This window comes from Pectobacterium hainanensis (genome assembly GCF_046237015.1).
GTDB lineage: Bacteria > Pseudomonadota > Gammaproteobacteria > Enterobacterales > Enterobacteriaceae > JBJYIN01.
In genome coordinates, this window is record NZ_JBJYIN010000007.1 from 94,771 (window position 1) to 113,155 (window position 18,385).

An 18,385-nucleotide genomic window follows, 5' to 3' on the forward strand; every position below is an offset into this window, starting at 1 on the left:
CTGTCATTCAGCCACAATGCGTATCAGCAGTTGGCCGTGCTCAACGGTGACGACGACCGGGGTATCGGTCCCAAATCCTGCCGCTTCGAGCCAGTTACCCTGAAGGTGCAGGCTGGGGCTGCGGCTGTAATAGCAGGTCATATCGTTGCGGTCTGCATGGCGGCGGCTGACATAGCCGACCTTCAGGTGTCGTAATGCTTGGGGTGTGGCGGGTTCTGACTTATGATGCTGCCTAGCCATAGTAGCTATTTCTTTACTTGCCAGTGGTGAGCAGTTGGGACAGGTCGCCGCCTGTTCTAACTGTGTTCAGTAATATATGTAGCCTGGTACTTCAGTATCACTTCATCCAGTAATACATTGATAATGCGGCACTCTTTTTCGTGGGTCCCGCTGACGGCTTCAAGCCTTGGCGGTGATTTACTCATCAGTAGCCAGCAGGATACATCACACTATTCCCCATTTGTGGTGGTCAAACCGTGGCGGGCAATGCCAACCTGAGCCAACAGATTATGAATAACCGCTATGCATCGGTACAAGAACAAAGCGGTATTCGAGCTGGTGAAGAGGGTTTTACAATCCGTACCAACGGTCATACACAACTGGATGGCGCGGTGGTTTCGTCGACGGCAGCAGTAGAGAAAAACCTGCTCAGCACTGGCACGCTGGGCTGGCGGGATATTATCAATGCGTCTCGTTACAAAGGCACGAGCACGAATCTTGGTGTATCATCGGATAGTATGCCGACAGCGGGATTGGGGTTGGTTAGTGGGAAGCAGACGGGTGTGACGCATGCAGCGGTGTCTCCGGCAACGATTGAGATCAAAAACCGCAATGAGCTACGACAAGATGTGAGCACGCTGAGTCGAGATATATCTGATGCCAATGGTCGTGTAAAAGACGGCTTTGATCGGGACAGAATTGAGGACAAACTGGCTATTCAGCGGGAAGCCACGGCGCTGGGTGTACAGGCGTTGGATGCTTATAAGACCAGTAAAAAGGGTGAAGCAGAAGAGCAGGCCAGAGCCCGATTGATAGCTGAAGGTGTGCCTGCTACAGAACTGGATGCGCAGGTACGAACCAGTCATGAAGTGAAGCAGGTTGAAAAAGAGTATGGTGTCGGCAGCGCCTTCTGGATGGCCGGTTCGGCATTCACCGCGCTTGCATCCGGTGGACTGGGAGGAAATCTTAACGGAGCAGTAAGTGGCGCGGCAGCCCCGTATTTAGCTGCGCTGGTAAAAGATGTTTCCGAGGGGAACGAGCCTGCACGCATTGCGTTGCACACGGCGTTAGGTGCGGTATTGGCGCACACTCAGGGGGGGAATGCAGTTGGCGGCGCTACGGGGGGATTGGTCTCGTCTGCGGGTGCAGAAGTATTGGCTAATTTACTCTATCCTGAAGCGAAGAAAGGGGGACTCTCTGCTGAACAAAAACAACTGATAGCCAATTTGATGACGATCGCTGGTGCTGGCGCAGGCGGGCTAACTAGTGGTAATCTCGCCGGAGCAGGAAGCGGTGCGAATGTGGCGAAGAATGAGGTTGAGAATAACTCGCTGAGCGTTAAGGAAAACCAGGATCGAGCTAAAGAAATGACTCAGTGCCAAGGGGATACCTGTAGTACTGTTATTGAAAAATATAAGAAAATAAATGCTGAGCAACATCAAATCGTTGTGAACTGCTCTGGTGCTCAGAATTGTGTCGATAAAGCGAATGAAGTTGGCAAGTTGCAGGCTGATTATGCCAACCGCACAAATGAATTGCTGGAAAAAGCTCGTGCTACAGGCGGCTTGAACCCAGAAGAACAGAATGAGCTGTCTATTCTTCAGGTGACAACTATCCAGCTTGAAGCAGATAGAAATGCTGCAATTCATAACGCACTGATGTCTGGCGATTCACCGGAGGCGAAGCAGCTTGCAATCAACTCGTTGGCTCAGGTCGCCGGGACTAGTGCAGCCGGTATTATTGGAGGCGCAGGGAAAAGTGCTAATAAAACAGAAAAGGCTGTTTCGGGCTCGTTAAGCGGTCGACCAACTAAACTACCGCCTAATGCTTCAGCAGAAAATATACGTTCATTGCAACGAGAAAATGAAGGAGCAGCTATTCTGTCCCAAAATGGCTACCATGTTGAGCAGAACCCTGTAACGTCTGGAGCTAAAAATCCAGACTATAAAATTAATGGCGAAATTTTTGATAATATTGCTCCTAAAACAAATTCAGTTCGTAATATTTACGATCGTGCTTTAGAGAAAGTGAATAGTGGTCAAACTAATAATGTCGTTATCAATTTGGCAGATACGAAAGCAAATGTTAGCGATTTGCAAAAACAATTTCATGATTGGCCTATAAAAGGGCTAGATAAAGTTATTGTTATTGACCAGTCTGGAAAACCAATAAAAATTAAGTAAGGTGCGTAAATGTCAATTGACATAACATGTTACACATCAATAGATATTGGTGAGTTGAAGGAAAGGCTAGATATGACGAGGAAACACACTGGTCATCTCTTTGATGGCCCATATCTTATGTTTGAGCCTCATGTAATTTTAAGCCGCCAACAACTTGAGCTGATTGATGATCGTATAGAAAAGTACAATCAGGAAACTAAGTTATTAATTGCTGAGGAGTTTGGCCTAAAAGAACCAAGGTCCTATTTTTTCGTTGCGGTCAATGACAAATCCTTTCCCGATTTGAATACTTCTGAAATAGCAGATGTATTCAGGCGAGAATTAGGGGAAGGGAATATTGTTGTGATTCTAAATGGTGAAGATCTAATTTAAATGGTGAGTTATCCCGGCCTTAGTGCCGGGATTTCTACATCTGTTGGTCAGAACCTTAGCTCAGTCTCAATCACCAGTCGCCCGTGCTCCACGGTGACGATAACGGGCTGCCCGATATTAAAACCGAGGTCTTCGATCCACTTGCCGCTGAGCTTAAGTTGCGGGCTGGGCGGTTTTTTACCGCCGTTGGGGGCATACCGACAGTGTAATGCCGTTGTGGCTCTCTTACTTCAGTTGCTCGGGGTTCTGACTTAGAATCGCGTTCAGCCATGATTACCGACCTCAGATTGTGGCGCTACTCTTCAGCAAGTACTTTCTTGAGCTCCGTCTCTTTTATTTTTGAGGTCATGGCTGCAATAAATACTTTGAAAATAATGCCGCTAAAAAGCGTAGCCATAGATATTGAGAAAAACCAAGAGACAATAAGATCGACGATAAAATAATTGCTTTCAATGATTCTTGGCTGATAAATCAATATTCCTGCCGCAATAATCCAGTGACTCATACAATAGAAACAATGGAACAAATGTTCTGCCATATGTCCTATTTTTTTACTTATATTCCGTAAAGGGGAAAAAATTTCTGTTTGGGTAATCGTAATCGATATATTGCTTGCCGCCACCGCAATGACGACGCACATCCATACTGAATTCATGAACTCTGACTCAAATATCACTTCCATCACCGTTTCCTTCTTTTGTTTTCACGATACATCATATGTTACATGATAGATCGACAATGGATCTCATGCAACATATAATGTTTCTTAAGAAAGTAACTATCTCAAAGGTTAGAAGTATGAGAAACGACAGTCGATTGTCACGCATGTTACATGCCTTGCTTCACTTGGCTCGGAGTGACAGCCCTATGACATCCGAGCAAATGGCTGAAATGTTAGGAACGAATCCTGTGGTCGTGAGACGAACAATGGCCGGTATGCGCGATGCTGGTTATGTTCTCTCGGAGAAGGGGCATGGAGGAGGTTGGTCAATCGCTTGTGATCTTAAAAAGGTGACATTACTTGATATTCACAAAGCTGTCGGCGGGCCTCACATTTTCGCCATTGGAATTGAAACGAAAGAGTCCAATTGTGCTGTGCAAAAAGCGGTGAATTCAGCACTTAAAGATGCCTTACGGGAAGCAGAAGATCTATTGGTTAAGCGGTTGGGGTGTATTTCTTTATCTGATTTACTGACCGATTTTGATGCGCATTGCCAAGCCATTCCGGAAATCTCAAAGCTCAGGAAATAACAGGAGTCACAGGATTAATGTTGTCTCCGTTGCTCGTCTCTACAGCAGACAAGCAGCACATTAATCCAGAAAGGCAAAACGAATAATGGCAGCGGCAGATGTCGCTGTTATGATGTGGCGGTTGCAGGCAATCGTGTCCCGGTAGGGCGGTAGCATGCCGGGTATTCGATAAAAATGAGTATGAGAAAAGATGATGGAGATATCATTCGAACTTTTTTTACCCAAAGATGTAGATCTAACAATGTTAGAAATGAAAGAAAGTTACGTCACTTTTGGTGGGGAAATCTATTCACAATGCCCGGCTATATTTGAATGGAATAAGACACTTTCATTTTCAGAACATGCTGAAATGGCTATTTATGAGCGATTGCTAGGTGCTTACGTACCTTTAGCTGATTATTGTGTTTATATTTTAAAAGGAAATGCGCTATCCGATTTGGAATGGTGTGTTAATAACGAGTTGGATGTGGAAAATAACGACATTTTTCGGTTTATTAATACATTTTTATGTAAAATTGAACGCTGGGCTATTTTAACGCTCATTGATTGTGACCAACATGATGTGACTTATCAGGTTGATAATGAGCAACAAGCGCTCGTTCATATGATAAACAGCCTGAGGTGGAACGATCCGAAGGGAATGCTTTTAATAAAAAATAAGGCTGATGCTATATTTTAGTATGTTTGAGGAATTATTAACATTTTGAATAAACAGATTTTTATTATAGAGAGTGTTTATGATTAACAAGGAATTAGTTCAGGAAATTAAAACGCATAATTGGAGACGGTCCTGGCTCGATTTTTCTATTTTTTCTTATGACCGTGGTTGTTTGGTTATTTCTGCTAGTGATGATCTTTCTTATTACCATACAATGGAGATTACTTTGATCACGCCCACTTTTATCCATGGCGTGACAGATTGGTCTTGCGACGTAAATGAAGATTTCATCAACTATATATCTGAAAAAAATATGTTATCGTTTTTCTCAGACAATGAAAGGACATTCAGTGTTATCGCAGATAAAATTTTGGTCAATTTTGATACGGTATTTTATTACCCACGAGAGAACTTAACAACTGGGCAACGATTAGCCTATTGGTTGGAATGAATTTTTTAGTTTTATTTTATGAGTGCCATAAGCCGTTCCAGGCACAGCATAGTAGCGTCGAGACATTTAATCTTAAAAATAATTAATTGGGCTAGAACATGAAGATATCTCGTTTAGCTGTTGATAGATTGTTGCAGATAAATTGGTTTTCACATGTAGGTGATGTTGTTCAACAACCTGACGTGAGGGCAGTTAAAAATGAGTATGATTTCATTAAGATTATCAATAATATTAAATGGGAAAACACTAGCCTGGCGGCAGGTAATGAAATGACCGGTTTCTTAGCTAAGAAATTTCCAAACGAATATCATTACTGGAATACATTGGTAAGAGAAAGTAAAGTGATATTGGATAGTGAAATCATTCCTGCCATGCCGGAAGATGTTATTGCCAATAATATTATATTAAATAATGTGAAGTGGGATCTGGTGAACTATCTAATGGAATCAACATATAAAGATAAATTGAAGTGTCCTTTATTTTTTGATTCGCTAATCTGTGTTTATGAAGCGGGACATATTCCTTGTGGTTGGGAAGGGGAGTGGCCAGAGGGTAAATTGGTCGTTTATTAGTGGTTTTACGCAAGGAAGGAGGATTTTTATATGAATAGAGGATTGGTTCAGCAGGCATTTAATGCATTTCTTGATCGCGCGTCTTGTGCCACCGTTGCTGATATTAATCTGTTTCAGCACTATTTATCTGAGCTTATTGCGTATATCGCTGAGCTTGAACAGGTTTATGACCCCATCGATCAATGGTCAGTGGGAGAACTGGAGAGAGTGGCAGAATTTTTATTGCATAACCAACGATGGGTTGCTGGTGCCGATCAAATAAAAGCGCCGTTGCGGCAAGCCTATGCCGCCATAGAGCAACATCGAATATTTTTAGCTGAACATGTCCAGGTCCCTGATTACCTTGCTGAGATGCCTGAAAATGTGTTTACCCATCATGATGGTCCTTCTACATAATGTCGATCCCGGCGACTCGCTCCTGAAAAAATGCTTCGCCGCTTACAGCAAACTAACGACAACTGATGGGATTAACGCTGATCGGCGTGCAGTAGGCTATCGTTTGTTGATATTCGCGTGGGATCTGGAATGACGACAGGTTTCGCTAAGTCGTTTTGTCGGTGGTGCTGATGTAATGCCGCCTCTGCTAATTGGGCAAAGTAGCGTGCCGCTGGTGCGATAGCGCGTTCATCTGGGTTGAACTGTGGGTGATGTAACCCGAATGCACTACCTGAGCCGATACTGACAAATGCTCCGGGAATTTGCTGGAGATAGAGCGCGAAGTCCTCACCACTCATCTGGCGTTCGGCCTGTTCTACCTTATAGCCCGCATCCTGTGCGATTTTCTTGCTGAAATCGGCCCAAAAATCGGTATTGACCACCGATGGTGGGCCCGGTTGCCAATGTAGTTCTGCTTTGGCGCCGAGTGCATGAGCGATCCCCTGAATCAATTGTTCGATGCGCGCTGGAACTTGTGCGCGAATCTGTGCGTTGTAGGTTCGTACTGTACCTTCCAACTCCACGGTCTGTGGTAGTACATTCCAGGTATTGCCGCCGTTAATGCGGGTGATGCTGATGACCAGCGATTCAAGAGAGCTAAAGCTACGGCTCGGCAAGGTCTGTAAAGCATTAACAATATTACAGGCTGACACGATGCTATCAATGCCTTCTTCTGGTTTGGCCGCGTGCGCACCTTTGCCTGTTACGTAGATAGAGAAACGATCGACATTGGCATAAAACGGGCCACTGCGAGTGGCGAATGTGCCAGCGGGCAAATCTGGGGCATTATGTAGTCCAAAAATTGCAGAAACGCCCTGCAATGCGCCAGCTTGAATGAAATGCTCCGCACCGGTTGAAACTTCCTCTGCGGGCTGAAAAAGAATACGAACGCGACCGGGAAGGCGAGACTCCTGCTTTTTCAGTAAACAGGCGGCTCCCAGCATCACTGCGGTATGAAAATCATGTCCACAAGCATGCATGATACCGGGGTTTTTCGAGCGAAAAGGGAGATTTGTCAGTTCTTCGATTGGCAGGGCATCAATATCTGCTCGCAGTGCAATCGTAGGGCCTGAACCGTTACCTAATTCGGCGATAACGCCGGATGTTAATGGCAACGGAAGTAATGAAATTCCATTATCTTTTAGCCAGTGAGTGATACGAACGGTGGTTTGGTGTTCTTGGTTGGATAATTCGGGGTATTGATGTAATTCACGACGCCATTCGATGAGCTGATGCTCAAATTCATCATGACGACAGACCTTGTTTTCGACCATATCAATCCACCTATACCTATCAGAACAGAGAATCCCCGGCGTCAGGTTGGTATCACAATCGAGAGACATTCACCGTCAAGCGGCGTGGTCATCGCAGAGACACTGAAACAAACCTGTTACGAAAAGTACCGGGTAACGAATAGCTTAAAGGTAGTGGAGAGCGTTTCAGACGATAAATACCGTCTGGTTATATTTCATAGCGGATCATCATGAACGTTATCTGCTGTGTTTTACGATGCTATTAGTATGATGTGTTGGCTAACGTCTGTATTTCTTTTTTGCAGCAAAAAAACGGTAAAAATATTGGGCGTGAGCGTTAAGGTGGCAACGCGAAAATTGCCCATGTTTGTGGTTGGGCAATTTCCCCGTTTGTCAGTGAAGTTCGCTATTTCTCATCGATCCAAATGCGCATTTCCCCTTCACCACGGTTTGCCCAGCTAAACCATGGAATGAAGGTCAATGTTTGTGGTTGTGATGGCCCCGGCGCACGATCATAGCGATAGAGAGGTTGCGTATCAGCCTGTTCACAGGTAAGCCGCGTGCCTTTAGCCTGAATCAGAATTTTGTGTGCAAAAATACCTTTACCTTCTATCAACGTAAAATCACTGTCTTGATCGAGAGACAGATTATGTAATTCACTACCGTTGTCAGCCTCTTCCAGGCAATAAACCAATGGGCCACGCTGTATCGCCACTTTTCCCGCCAGATGCCGCACCAGCGGATTACCGTATACACGGCGCACTGGCATCGGGAGTGTCAGCGTTATTTCATCCCCGTTTCGCCATTCACGACAGAGGTGTAAATAACCTCGAGTTGCATTATCACCGCATCTTTGATCATTTATCCGAACTTCCGCCTGATCACACCATTCCGGGATACGCAGGGCCAGAGTGTATGGCACCGGGCGTTCACAGCGTATTGTTATGCTGACGTCCTCCTGCCACGGATAATTTCCTGAGATGCTGATGCCGAAAGGTTGATTCTCGACCGAGAGATTCAGTTCGTTGCCGACGTAGAGATTAATGTACAGCGCGTCGTCACGTTGGGTGTAAACATAGTGCCCCAATGAGGTTAGCAATCTGGCGATATTCGGTGGACAACACGCGCAACCGAACCAGCGTTGTCGAATGGGTTTGACGTGATCGTAAATATGGTTAAAGGGCAGCGTTTTGGGGTGAACTTCCAATGGGTTTACATAAAAAAAGTGTCGGCCATCAAGCGCCATGCCGCCCAGTACCGTGTTGAATAATGCGCGTTCCATGACATCGGCAAACTGGCTATCTCCCTCCAGTTGTATCATCCGGTTAGCGAACATCATTAAGCCAATGGATGCACAGCTTTCCGCATAAACCGTATCATTTGGCAGATCGTAATCGTGGCTAAACGCCTCTCCGCTACTTTGTGAACCGATACCGCCCGTGATGTACAACTGACGTTGCACCATATTTTTCCAAAGATGCAGGCAGATCTGTCGCTTTTCTGGATCGTTATGCAGGCGTGCGAGATGTGCAACCCCCGTGAGGAGATAAACAAAGCGAACGGCATGTCCCACGGCGTATTCTTGCTGAGCTAGCGGAAGATGTGCCTGGCTGTAAGCCTTATCTTTGACCATCCATGCCGGACCGTAGTTGCTCCAATGGGATGTCCTGCCGCGTTTTTCGTATTCCCAATCGTAGAAATGTGGCTGAGCGCCTCTCTGTTCAACGAAATATTGCGTCAGTGCGCGATATCGTTCATTACCGGTGACTTCGTATAACCGCATGAGCGCCAATTCTATTTCAGGGTGACCGGGATAGCCGTGTAACTGCTGTTCACCCGGTCCAAAGACAGAATCAATGTGATCGGCCAATTTACAAACGACATTCAGCAAGCGACGTTGTCCGGTAGCCAGAAACCACGCGACGCCCGCTTCGATCATGTGTCCCGCGCAGTATAATTCATGGCATTCCGCCAGATTAGTCCAACGCGCTTGCGGGGCCTTGACGGTAAAATACGTATTCAGATAACCATCTTCGCACTGGGCCGCTTCAACCAGCGCAATGACGTCTTGCGCCGTTTTTTCTAACGCCGGATCCGGCTTTTGGCAAAGTGACCAGGCGACGGCTTCGAGCCATTTCGCCACGTCGCTATCCTGAAAAACCATGCCGTAAAATTCGCCTTGTTCCAGCCCAGCGGCGATACGAAAGTTCGTAATAGCATGGCTTGGCTCTGTTTCATCAAGACGATCGTTCAACGCATCCCATTGATAAGGGATAACCACCTCACGTACCAGTCGTTGGTATTGCCCTAAAAACGGGTCGGTAATGTTCACCAGACGCAGATCAACTTCCTGACGGGGAAGACCATTAACGTCATCGTATTGCTCATGTTCGGGTAGAGTATTGGGCTGATTCATAAACATCTCCATCGTCAGGATTGGTTAGCGTGACGTACGCGCAGGTCATTCGATATACGGTTCATCATGGTGTCGTTCAGGCGACAAAAGCGAATAGCGAAAGCAAGCAACAGATGAAATACAGCAGGCAGTAGCGTTTCAAATGCGGTGATGCCGGCGAGTGACGCCTGGGTCTGGTTTTCCATTCCGGGCTGGTAAGCGACAAAAATGAACACCAGACTAATGATCCCGGCACTTGCCGCCCAGGCGAGTTTGATAAAAAACAGGTTAAACGCGAAGTTCATGCCAGAGGAGCGAACACCGTTTTTCCATTCACCATAGTCATCGGCAAAGGCCATGATCGAAAAGTGTAATGGCAACGTGAAACCCAGAATGATGCCATTACCAAGAATCACGGCAAGCCACAATATCTGGTAATCGGGTCCGGCGGGCAGGAACCACATCGCCACCGCCAGAGCTGCCAGAATCAGGTTTGTGACGTAATAGAGTTGAACCGTATCAACTCTTTTTGCTAATGGACTCACCAGGATCGCGCCTAAAATCGCAGCCAAGGTCACCATGGTAAAGAACAGGGAAGCAAACCCTGCACCGCCCTCTAGCACATAGGTGATGAAATACATGTAGCCGCCGCCACGCAGGTTAAAAACGTTGATCAGCAGAAAAGACATCACCAGCATTAGCAACAGTTGATCGTTATTTTTTAATCCGGCAAGGTGCTCCTTCAGCGTGAATTTCCCCATTAACGCCAAAGGCACCCGTTCCCGAACCCAGAAAAAGCAGCAAAGGAACATCACAACCGCAATGGCACACAGAACACCTACGCCAGCTTGATAACCGAATGCCGCATCGCCGTTCCCCAATATCGTGACCAGCCAAGGGAGGCCAACAGAGACCAAGAAACCCGCCACGCCGCATAGCACAAAACGCCATGATTGGCAGGACAACACTTCTTCGTGGCGGGTGGTCATGGTGTTGATTAATGCGCAATAGGGCACATTGATCGCGGTATAGCTCATCGATAACAAAAAATAGGTACCAAACGCCCAGGCAATTTTCATGTTCATGCTGAGATCGGGTACGGTGAACGTCAGTATCCCGGCTAAACCAATCGGCAATGCGATCCAAAGTTGCCAGGGGCGGAAACGTCCCCAGCGACTGGTGGTTCGATCGGCAAGAATACCCATTAGCGGGTCAGAAATTGCGTCACAGATGCGTAATACAATAAATAAGGTGCCAACGAGTGCCGGGGTTAAGCCAAAAATATCGGTATAGAAAAAGGTCAAAAAATTCATTATCAGACAGGTTATTACCGTGCCACCGGCATCACCTAACCCATAGCCTATTTTTTCGCGGATACAAAGTCGGTCGTTATTTTTATTATTAGCTATCTCAGTATTTATTATTGGTGTAGAGGTCATGACGAACTCCTCACAAAATAAGAGTAGGGTGCCAGAAATAAACGGCATAATTCCTGGGGTAATTTTATGGCGTAATAGCGTTTTCATCGCTTATGTTTAAATCTCGCATAACATAGGGCACCCAACAAGACCGTGAAAAAGTATAAAAAGATGACGATTCCGACCAGATGAAAAAAGTGTGAACGAGATCAGAACTGTGATTTTAGCGGCTTACGGATAATGATTTTTTGACTAAAGTAAATGAAAGCACACTCACTGACAAACTAATTAATGCTTGATTTTACGATAAAAGTACCGATAAAGGTACAAAATGGTGGCCTGTTTATCTCCCGTGGCGTTGGCATGCATCCTCAACGGATGTTGGATTCATGGGAATTGATTTTTGTCGAAAAGGGGACGCTTACGCTTAAAGAGAATGAGCATGTTTTTCAGGTTAAATCGGGTGAAAGCTTATTATTGTGGCCCAAGAGAAAACATGTTGGCGTGGGGGATTTTCCTGCCGATCTTAAATTTTACTGGTTGCATTTTGAAGTAATATATTCAGATATTAAAATGACGAACGATAATAATATGGATTATCCTGCGGAGATATTATCCATACCTCAGCACGTAAAAATTCAGGATACGCAATATATTATTTCGCTTTTTCGTCAATTTCTCAGCGAGCAGGAAAATGTTCTTCGCTCTGTGGCGTTGGAGTTGATTCTACTCTTGATATTACAGCAGATCGCCTCCGCTGCCAGCCATAAGCAGACACTGGAAGAGGCGGGTATCGCCTTAGCCTATAAAGCGCAACAGCTTATACGTACCCAATATCATCAGGCAATAGCCACATCTGTACTGGCTGAACAGTTACACTGTAACGCAGATTATTTGGGGCGGGTTTATCGTAGAACGTTCCATATTACTATGACGGAGGCCATTCACCGGCAGCGCATTCTGGCTGCTGAAAAATGGCTGATTACCGATTCTTGTTCAGTCACGGAAGTCGCCACACGGTGTGGTTTTAGTGATGTAGGGTATTTTAGGCAAATCTTCCGTAGGTTAACGGGGTTGACGCCTGCTGCATGGAAGCAGCGCTACTGTAAGGAGCATATTAACTCGGATTGAAATTCTCTTGTGAGCTGACACGGAGAATGATGCGTGAGCTGTGGGTAAAATGCCTACTCTAACCTCATGACAGGAACGTGTGTGATGGCAGTACCGAATACGAAAGAAGCATTGATTACGGCGATCGATCACCAATTTGCACTTTTGATGAAGAAAATTAATGCGGTGCCGCCAGAATTGGCTTTTAACGCCGATATGCCGGGACACGCACAGGGTTCTTACATGAGCGCGGCCAACCTGGTGTCCTATTTATTAGGGTGGGGTAATTTAGTGTTGAAGTGGCATGATCGGGAGCGTCAGGGCATGTCGATTGACTTCCCGGAAACGGGTTATAAATGGAATCAGCTTGGGCTGTTGGCACAAAAATTCTATCAGGACTATGCATCGATACAGGATTGGCCAACGCTGGTTGCACAGTTGGAAGACAATAAGGGCAAATTAATTATGCTGGTTGAGGGATATTCGAACGCTCAACTGTATGACGAACCGTGGTATGGCAAGTGGACTCGCGGCAGAATGATTCAGTTTAATACGGCGTCACCCTATAAAAACGCGGCCGGTCGTCTACGAGCCTGGGAAAAACAGCGCCTATCACAACATGCTGTTCCATGATGACATCGTTCGCTGAATATCAATAATCGGTTTCCGTGGGCGTTATAAAAAAGGGCCCATTCTGAATGGAGTCCCTGATTTGCAGCTCGGGCACCAAAATATTCTCTTTAGAAAAATAGCCGCCATCCAGCATAGATATCAGGCGGTTAATCACCTCACTGAACATCGCGCTAATCGGGTCTTTAATACTGGATAACGCAGGCTTCAGGAAGGGCGCGGTGGGGATATCGTCGAATCCCACGATAGAGAGGTCGTTGGGTACGGAAACCCCCGCTTCACTTAACTTTTTCATCGCGCCAATTGCCATATTGTCATTGCTGGCGAGCAACGCGCTGAAGGTGACTTGATGACCCAATAACGATGCTATTCCCTGATATCCGCTGGCTGGCGTCCATGCACCTTTGACGATAAGTTCGTCGCGAACGGCAATATGGGCATGGCTTAGCGCATCTTTATAACCGGAAAGTCGCTCAATGGCTGTCGGTGAGTCCAGCGAACCCGTAATGAACGCAATATCACGATGGCCCCGTTCAATCAGGTAACGAGTGGCGTTATAGCTGGCACCCTTGTGGTCGCAGCAGATACAGTGGCTTTGATGTTTTCGTAGTTTACGATTAACCACCATGATTGGTTGTTTATGCTCTTCGATAATCATGTCCATTTCATCCACGGTCAAAAATCGTGGGTAGACAATGATGGCATCGCAGCGTAAATCCAGCAGGAATTGAATGGCGGCTTTTTCTTCTTCCGCGCTGTGCTTGCCATCCACCAGAATCAACTGGCGACCATTTTCCTCCAGTTTTTTGGCGGCCTGCGACAGCAGTTCGCTAAAATAGCTGCCACTGTAAAGTGTGTTGGTCACGACCATGCCGATGCATTCCGATTTGCTGGTTGCCAGATTGCGTGCCAGTAAATTCGGCCGATATCCTGTCTCCTCAATGGCCTTGTAGACCAGCGTTTTGGTTTCGTCGCTGGTATATCCTTTACCTGACAGCACTCGTGATACGGTGGCTTTTGAAACGCCTGCTTTTTTTGCGACTTCCTGCATTGTAGACATGACACATTCCGACTCCGGAGAAATTAAGCCTATTTTACACATTTTTGTTCATTCGCAAGCAGGATGCCGGAAGGGGAATGACGCCCTGTTTTAGGGAGCGTGCTGAATCCTTTCCATTTCGATCATCATCACAAATTAGTAAAAATAAAAAATTTATCTATTGATATATTTTTAATATATAAACATCATCTTGTGGAACCGGTTACCCATTAGTGTTTCATCTGCCGAGTGATGATAGGGGTTTCCGACATAAATATATTCATAACCTAATGAATTTAAAAAATAAATGTACGTTTATGCACAAGCGATAAGCCAATTTTAATGGCTTCGGGTTGTTTATCTTGATGTAGCGTACGCCATGACGAGAGATCTCTTACCCATGTCAAAGAATTTTGCGGCAGTATCACGATCGATAGTTGATGCCATTGGTGGTGCGAATAACGTAGAGGCAGTGACGCATTGTATGACGCGCCTGCGTTTTGTGCTGAAAGACGATAACGCAGTCAATGTCGCAGAACTGAAGGCCGTGAGTGGCGTCCTCGGTGTGGTGAAGAATGACAATCAGTGTCAGGTCATCATCGGTAATAACGTTTCTCATGCCTATGCAGAAGTGCTGAAACTGATGCCAGAGAACCTCCAGCCCGCGGAAGCCAGCACAACAAAAAACAAGATCACGCTACGGCGCATTGGCGCGGGGATTCTGGATGCGTTGATCGGAACCATGTCGCCGCTGATCCCAGCCATTATCGGCGGATCGATGGTGAAATTGCTGGCCATGATTCTGGATATGACTGGCGTCTTTGAAAAAGGCTCATCCACGCTCATTATTTTAAATGTGATTGGCGATGGCGCATTCTTCTTCCTGCCGATTATGGTGGCGGCCTCGGCGGCAGTGAAATTTAAAACGAACATGTCGTTGGCGATTGCCATTGCTGGTGTATTAGTTCATCCCAATTTCATTGATTTGATGGCCAAAGCGGCGCAGGGCCAGCAGGTTGAGTTTATTGGCCTTTCCGTTACGGCGGTGAAATATACCTATACCGTTATTCCGGCGTTATGTATGACCTGGATCCTTTCTTACATTGAAAAATGGGTAGATCGCATTACGCCCGCGGTCACCAAGAACTTTCTGAAGCCGATGTTAATCGTGCTGATTTCGGCGCCTATCGCCATTATGCTTATTGGTCCGATCGGTATCTGGATTGGTAGCGGTATATCTGCCGTGGTTTATACCGTACATGATTATCTGGGCTGGCTTTCTGTCGCCATTATGGGCGCGATCTGGCCATTGTTGGTCATGACCGGCATGCATCGTGTTTTTACACCAACGATTATTCAAACGATCGCGGAAACGGGTAAAGAAGGCATGGTGATGCCTTCTGAAATCGGCGCCAACCTGTCGCTAGGCGGCTCTTCTCTGGCCGTGGCATGGCGTACAAAAAACCCTGAACTTCGTCAAACCGCGCTGGCTGCGGCGGCCTCCGCGATCGTTGCGGGTATCTCTGAACCGGCTTTGTATGGTGTGGCGCTTCGCTTAAAACGTCCGCTGATCGCCTGCCTCATTACCGGTTTTATCTGCGGGGCCGTTGCCGGTATTGGTGGATTAGCGAGCCATTCTATGGCGTCGCCGGGATTGTTCACTAGCGTTCAGTTTTTTGACCCGACAAATCCGATGAGCATCGCATGGGTGTTTGGAGTCATGCTCCTGTCCGTGGTGATCTCCTTCTTTGTTACGCTGTTGCTGGGTTTTGACGATATCCCGGTAGACGACGCTGTTGCAAAAGACGATCGGAAAAACGATCCCCAATCCTCCTCAATTTCAACACCGCAAAATACAGTAAAAACTCACTAGATCAAAAAGAGGTCACTTATGTCAGCATTAACATTTCCCGACGGTTTTTTATGGGGCGGGGCGTTAGCTGCGAATCAGTCTGAAGGGGCCTACCTTGAAGGCGGTAAAGGTTTAACGACGGTTGATATGATCCCACATGGGGCCAGCCGTCTGGCGGTGAAGTTGGGGCAGGAACCCCGCTTTACCCTGCGTGACGATGAATTTTATCCGAGCCATCAGGCTATCGATTTTTATCATCATTATAAAGACGATATCGCGTTAATGGCGGAGATGGGGTTTACCGTGTTCAGGACGTCAATTGCCTGGAGTCGGATTTACCCCAACGGCGATGAACTTACACCCAATGAGGAAGGGATCGCGTTCTATCGTGACGTCTTTACTGAATGTAAAAAGCACCATATTGAACCCCTGATCACGCTGTGCCACTTTGACGTTCCGATGCATCTGGTGAAGGAGTACGGTTCGTGGCGCAATCGTAAAATGGTTGAGTTCTTTACGCGCTATGCGAAAACCTGTTTTGAAGCGTTTGATGGGTTGGTGAAATATTGGTTAACGTTCAATGAAATCAATATCTTGTTACATAGTCCTTTTTCTGGCGCAGGGCTGGTTTTTGAGAAAGGCGACAATCAGGAACAAGTAAAATACCAGGCCGCTCACCATGAGTTGCTTGCCAGCGCGTTGGCGACCAAGATTGCCCATGAGGTCAACCCAGATAATCAGGTTGGATGTATGCTGGCGGGAGGCAATTTTTACCCATGGTCGTGCAAACCAGAAGATGTATGGGCGGCACTGGAAAAAGATCGCGAGAATCTGTTTTTCATCGATGTTCAGGCGCGTGGAGCGTATCCGTCCTATACGACGCGGTTATTTAGAGAGAAAGGCATCACGATAACCACGGCACCGGGCGATGACGAGATTCTTAAAAACACGGTGGATTTTGTTTCGTTCAGTTATTACGCCTCTCGTTGTGCGTCGGCAGACATGAATGACCAGAACAGCAGCGCTGCAAATATTGTTAAATCACTGAAAAACCCACATATCAAGGCCAGCGAGTGGGGCTGGGGAATCGATCCGCTCGGCTTACGTATCACGATGAATATGATGTATGACCGCTATCAAAAGCCGCTGTTTTTGGTGGAAAACGGGCTGGGTGCCAGAGATGTGATGAATGAGCAGGGTGAGATCGACGACGATTATCGTATCAGCTATCTGCGTGAACATATTAAAGCAATGAGAGAGGCCATCGAAGACGGTATTCCGGTTATCGGTTATACCTCATGGGGTTGTATTGATTTGATTGCAGCGTCAACGGGGGAGATGAGCAAGCGTTATGGCTTTGTTTATGTTGACCGCGATGATAAAGGCAATGGTTCTTTAGCCAGAAAGAAAAAGAAGTCTTTCCATTGGTACAAGCGGGTTATTGCCAGTAATGGGGCTGATTTAGACTAAATAGCGCCGATCATCATCGGAGTCGGTTGCCGACAAACTGCCGATCACTCTTGCCGCCTTCATGAGTGAATCGGAGTTTGGGGGCAACATAACGTTGGCTTCCTGTCCTAGTGTGAATATATTACCGTTCTATAATGAGTTAGATTCTCAATATTTCTGATATTGCCTTTACTTTTCTTCGTTACGCGACCCATTTATGGCGCGCGTAAGTTCCCCCGATAACATGGATGGGTATCCCTATGAACCAGTCACTTCCTGATATCGCTTTTTTCCACGAACTCGCCAACCTGGCTAGCCAGGAAACGTTACCTCGTTTTCGATCAAATCTGGATAATCCGGTTGAAACAAAACCCAAAGAGGGGTTCCGCTTTGATCCGGTAACGGCGGCCGACCGCAACGCGGAACGCGTCATGCGCGAGTTGATTACGCAACGCTATCCAGATCATGCTATTCAAGGGGAAGAATTTGGCTTCAGCGGTGAGGGGCCTATTCGTTGGGTGCTGGATCCGGTGGATGGAACGCGTCCTTTCTTGTGTGGTTTACCGATATGGGGAACGCTGATTGGCTTGCTTCATGATGAGCGGGCCGTGATGGGTATGATGAGTCAACCTTATACCAGTGAGTGTTTTTGGGCTGACGGTGTACGTGCCTGGATGCGTAATCGGCATGGAGAAAAACAACTGGAAACACGCAAAGGCATTGTGTTGGAACAGGCTATTTTGCATACCACGGCACCGGAAGCCGTTGCCATGAATCCGGCAGTCAACTTTGCCGAGTTGACCAGACAAACGTTAATGACGCGTTACGGCGGGGAGTGTTATGCCGTCTCCATGCTGGCGGCGGGCTGCATCGATATTTGTGTAGAGTTCGGGCTTCAACCTTACGATATTGTGGCGTTGATTCCGATTGTTGAACAAGCCGGTGGTGTGATCACGGATATCAATGGTCAACGAGCGGAATCGGGTGGCACGGTGGTAGCAACAGGCTGTCCGGCACTTCATGAACAGGTCCTACGGGTACTGAATGGATAGCCTTTGTGATGAGCAGCCACGTGATGAGTTGTATTTTTATCGATAT

At 46.6% G+C, this 18,385-nt stretch carries 18 protein-coding genes and 1 pseudogene; 12 read left to right on the forward strand and 7 right to left on the reverse strand.

The window, feature by feature from the left end; translation table 11 throughout:
* Positions 1 to 3: 3 nt before the first annotated feature.
* Positions 4 to 240, reverse strand: a complete 237-nt coding sequence (locus ACKPVM_RS09090) for a SymE family type I addiction module toxin (RefSeq protein WP_409308719.1) — start codon at positions 238 to 240, stop codon at positions 4 to 6.
* 236 nt (positions 241 to 476) lie between these two features.
* On the opposite strand from ACKPVM_RS09090, the gene ACKPVM_RS09095 reads away from it, so the two are divergent.
* Complete coding sequence (locus tag ACKPVM_RS09095; protein ID WP_409308720.1) at positions 477 to 2,402, forward strand: CdiA C-terminal domain-containing protein; 1,926 nt, start codon at positions 477 to 479, stop codon at positions 2,400 to 2,402.
* A 9-nt stretch (positions 2,403 to 2,411) separates the two neighbouring features.
* Positions 2,412 to 2,774 (forward strand): CDI system immunity component, encoded by a 363-nt coding sequence (locus tag ACKPVM_RS09100; protein WP_409308721.1) that lies wholly within the window; start codon positions 2,412 to 2,414, stop codon positions 2,772 to 2,774.
* A 47-nt stretch (positions 2,775 to 2,821) separates the two neighbouring features.
* Here ACKPVM_RS09100 and ACKPVM_RS09105 read toward each other — a convergent pair.
* Both ACKPVM_RS09105 and ACKPVM_RS09110 read right to left on the reverse strand, forming a co-directional pair.
* Positions 2,822 to 2,971, reverse strand: a pseudogene (locus ACKPVM_RS09105) (SymE family type I addiction module toxin); the annotation flags it as partial.
* 98 nt (positions 2,972 to 3,069) lie between these two features.
* On the reverse strand, positions 3,070 to 3,456 hold the full coding sequence (locus ACKPVM_RS09110) for a DUF1360 domain-containing protein (protein WP_409308722.1): 387 nt from the start codon (positions 3,454 to 3,456) through the stop codon (positions 3,070 to 3,072).
* 116 nt (positions 3,457 to 3,572) lie between these two features.
* Between ACKPVM_RS09110 and ACKPVM_RS09115 the strand changes: the two genes are divergently transcribed.
* From ACKPVM_RS09115 to ACKPVM_RS09135, 5 genes are all read left to right on the forward strand, one after another.
* Positions 3,573 to 4,025: an Rrf2 family transcriptional regulator gene (locus tag ACKPVM_RS09115; protein ID WP_409308723.1), complete on the forward strand. Its 453-nt coding sequence runs from the start codon at positions 3,573 to 3,575 to the stop codon at positions 4,023 to 4,025.
* A 190-nt stretch (positions 4,026 to 4,215) separates the two neighbouring features.
* Positions 4,216 to 4,704, forward strand: coding sequence for a hypothetical protein (locus ACKPVM_RS09120; RefSeq protein ID WP_409308724.1), 489 nt, complete (start codon positions 4,216 to 4,218; stop codon positions 4,702 to 4,704).
* Between the two features lie 58 nt (positions 4,705 to 4,762).
* On the forward strand, positions 4,763 to 5,134 hold the full coding sequence (locus tag ACKPVM_RS09125; protein WP_409308725.1) for a hypothetical protein: 372 nt from the start codon (positions 4,763 to 4,765) through the stop codon (positions 5,132 to 5,134).
* 98 nt (positions 5,135 to 5,232) lie between these two features.
* Positions 5,233 to 5,706 carry a hypothetical protein gene (locus ACKPVM_RS09130; RefSeq protein ID WP_409308726.1) on the forward strand — a complete coding sequence of 158 codons (474 nt, stop codon included), beginning with the start codon at positions 5,233 to 5,235 and terminating at the stop codon, positions 5,704 to 5,706.
* A 30-nt stretch (positions 5,707 to 5,736) separates the two neighbouring features.
* Positions 5,737 to 6,102, forward strand: coding sequence for a hypothetical protein (locus ACKPVM_RS09135; protein WP_409308727.1), 366 nt, complete (start codon positions 5,737 to 5,739; stop codon positions 6,100 to 6,102).
* A gap of 71 nt (positions 6,103 to 6,173) precedes the next feature.
* Here the strand turns inward: ACKPVM_RS09135 and ACKPVM_RS09140 are convergent, their stop codons facing one another.
* From ACKPVM_RS09140 to ACKPVM_RS09150, 3 genes are all read right to left on the reverse strand, one after another.
* Entirely contained in the window at positions 6,174 to 7,415 is a 1,242-nt protein-coding gene (locus ACKPVM_RS09140; protein ID WP_409308728.1) for a M20 peptidase aminoacylase family protein, read from the reverse strand.
* A gap of 385 nt (positions 7,416 to 7,800) precedes the next feature.
* Positions 7,801 to 9,810: a glycoside hydrolase family 127 protein gene (locus tag ACKPVM_RS09145; protein WP_409308729.1), complete on the reverse strand. Its 2,010-nt coding sequence runs from the start codon at positions 9,808 to 9,810 to the stop codon at positions 7,801 to 7,803.
* Positions 9,811 to 9,824: 14 nt separating this feature from the next.
* On the reverse strand, positions 9,825 to 11,228 hold the full coding sequence (locus ACKPVM_RS09150) for an MFS transporter (RefSeq protein ID WP_409308730.1): 1,404 nt from the start codon (positions 11,226 to 11,228) through the stop codon (positions 9,825 to 9,827).
* A gap of 270 nt (positions 11,229 to 11,498) precedes the next feature.
* Between ACKPVM_RS09150 and ACKPVM_RS09155 the strand changes: the two genes are divergently transcribed.
* Together ACKPVM_RS09155 and ACKPVM_RS09160 are read left to right on the forward strand one after the other, a co-directional pair.
* Positions 11,499 to 12,338 (forward strand): AraC family transcriptional regulator, encoded by an 840-nt coding sequence (locus tag ACKPVM_RS09155; RefSeq protein WP_409308731.1) that lies wholly within the window; start codon positions 11,499 to 11,501, stop codon positions 12,336 to 12,338.
* An 84-nt stretch (positions 12,339 to 12,422) separates the two neighbouring features.
* Complete coding sequence (locus ACKPVM_RS09160) at positions 12,423 to 12,950, forward strand: ClbS/DfsB family four-helix bundle protein (RefSeq protein WP_409308732.1); 528 nt, start codon at positions 12,423 to 12,425, stop codon at positions 12,948 to 12,950.
* A gap of 19 nt (positions 12,951 to 12,969) precedes the next feature.
* On the opposite strand, the gene ACKPVM_RS09165 is transcribed toward ACKPVM_RS09160, so the two are convergent.
* Positions 12,970 to 14,007 (reverse strand): LacI family DNA-binding transcriptional regulator, encoded by a 1,038-nt coding sequence (locus ACKPVM_RS09165; RefSeq protein WP_409308733.1) that lies wholly within the window; start codon positions 14,005 to 14,007, stop codon positions 12,970 to 12,972.
* A 379-nt stretch (positions 14,008 to 14,386) separates the two neighbouring features.
* On the opposite strand from ACKPVM_RS09165, the gene ascF reads away from it, so the two are divergent.
* The 3 genes from ascF (at position 14,387) to hisN (ending at position 18,339) form a co-directional block, all read left to right on the forward strand.
* Complete coding sequence (ascF, locus tag ACKPVM_RS09170) at positions 14,387 to 15,859, forward strand: PTS cellobiose/arbutin/salicin transporter subunit IIBC (RefSeq protein WP_409308734.1); 1,473 nt, start codon at positions 14,387 to 14,389, stop codon at positions 15,857 to 15,859.
* Positions 15,860 to 15,877: 18 nt separating this feature from the next.
* Entirely contained in the window at positions 15,878 to 17,308 is a 1,431-nt protein-coding gene (locus tag ACKPVM_RS09175) for a 6-phospho-beta-glucosidase (RefSeq protein WP_409308735.1), read from the forward strand.
* Positions 17,309 to 17,547: 239 nt separating this feature from the next.
* Positions 17,548 to 18,339 carry a histidinol-phosphatase gene (hisN, locus tag ACKPVM_RS09180; RefSeq protein WP_409308736.1) on the forward strand — a complete coding sequence of 264 codons (792 nt, stop codon included), beginning with the start codon at positions 17,548 to 17,550 and terminating at the stop codon, positions 18,337 to 18,339.
* Positions 18,340 to 18,385 lie beyond the last annotated feature (46 nt).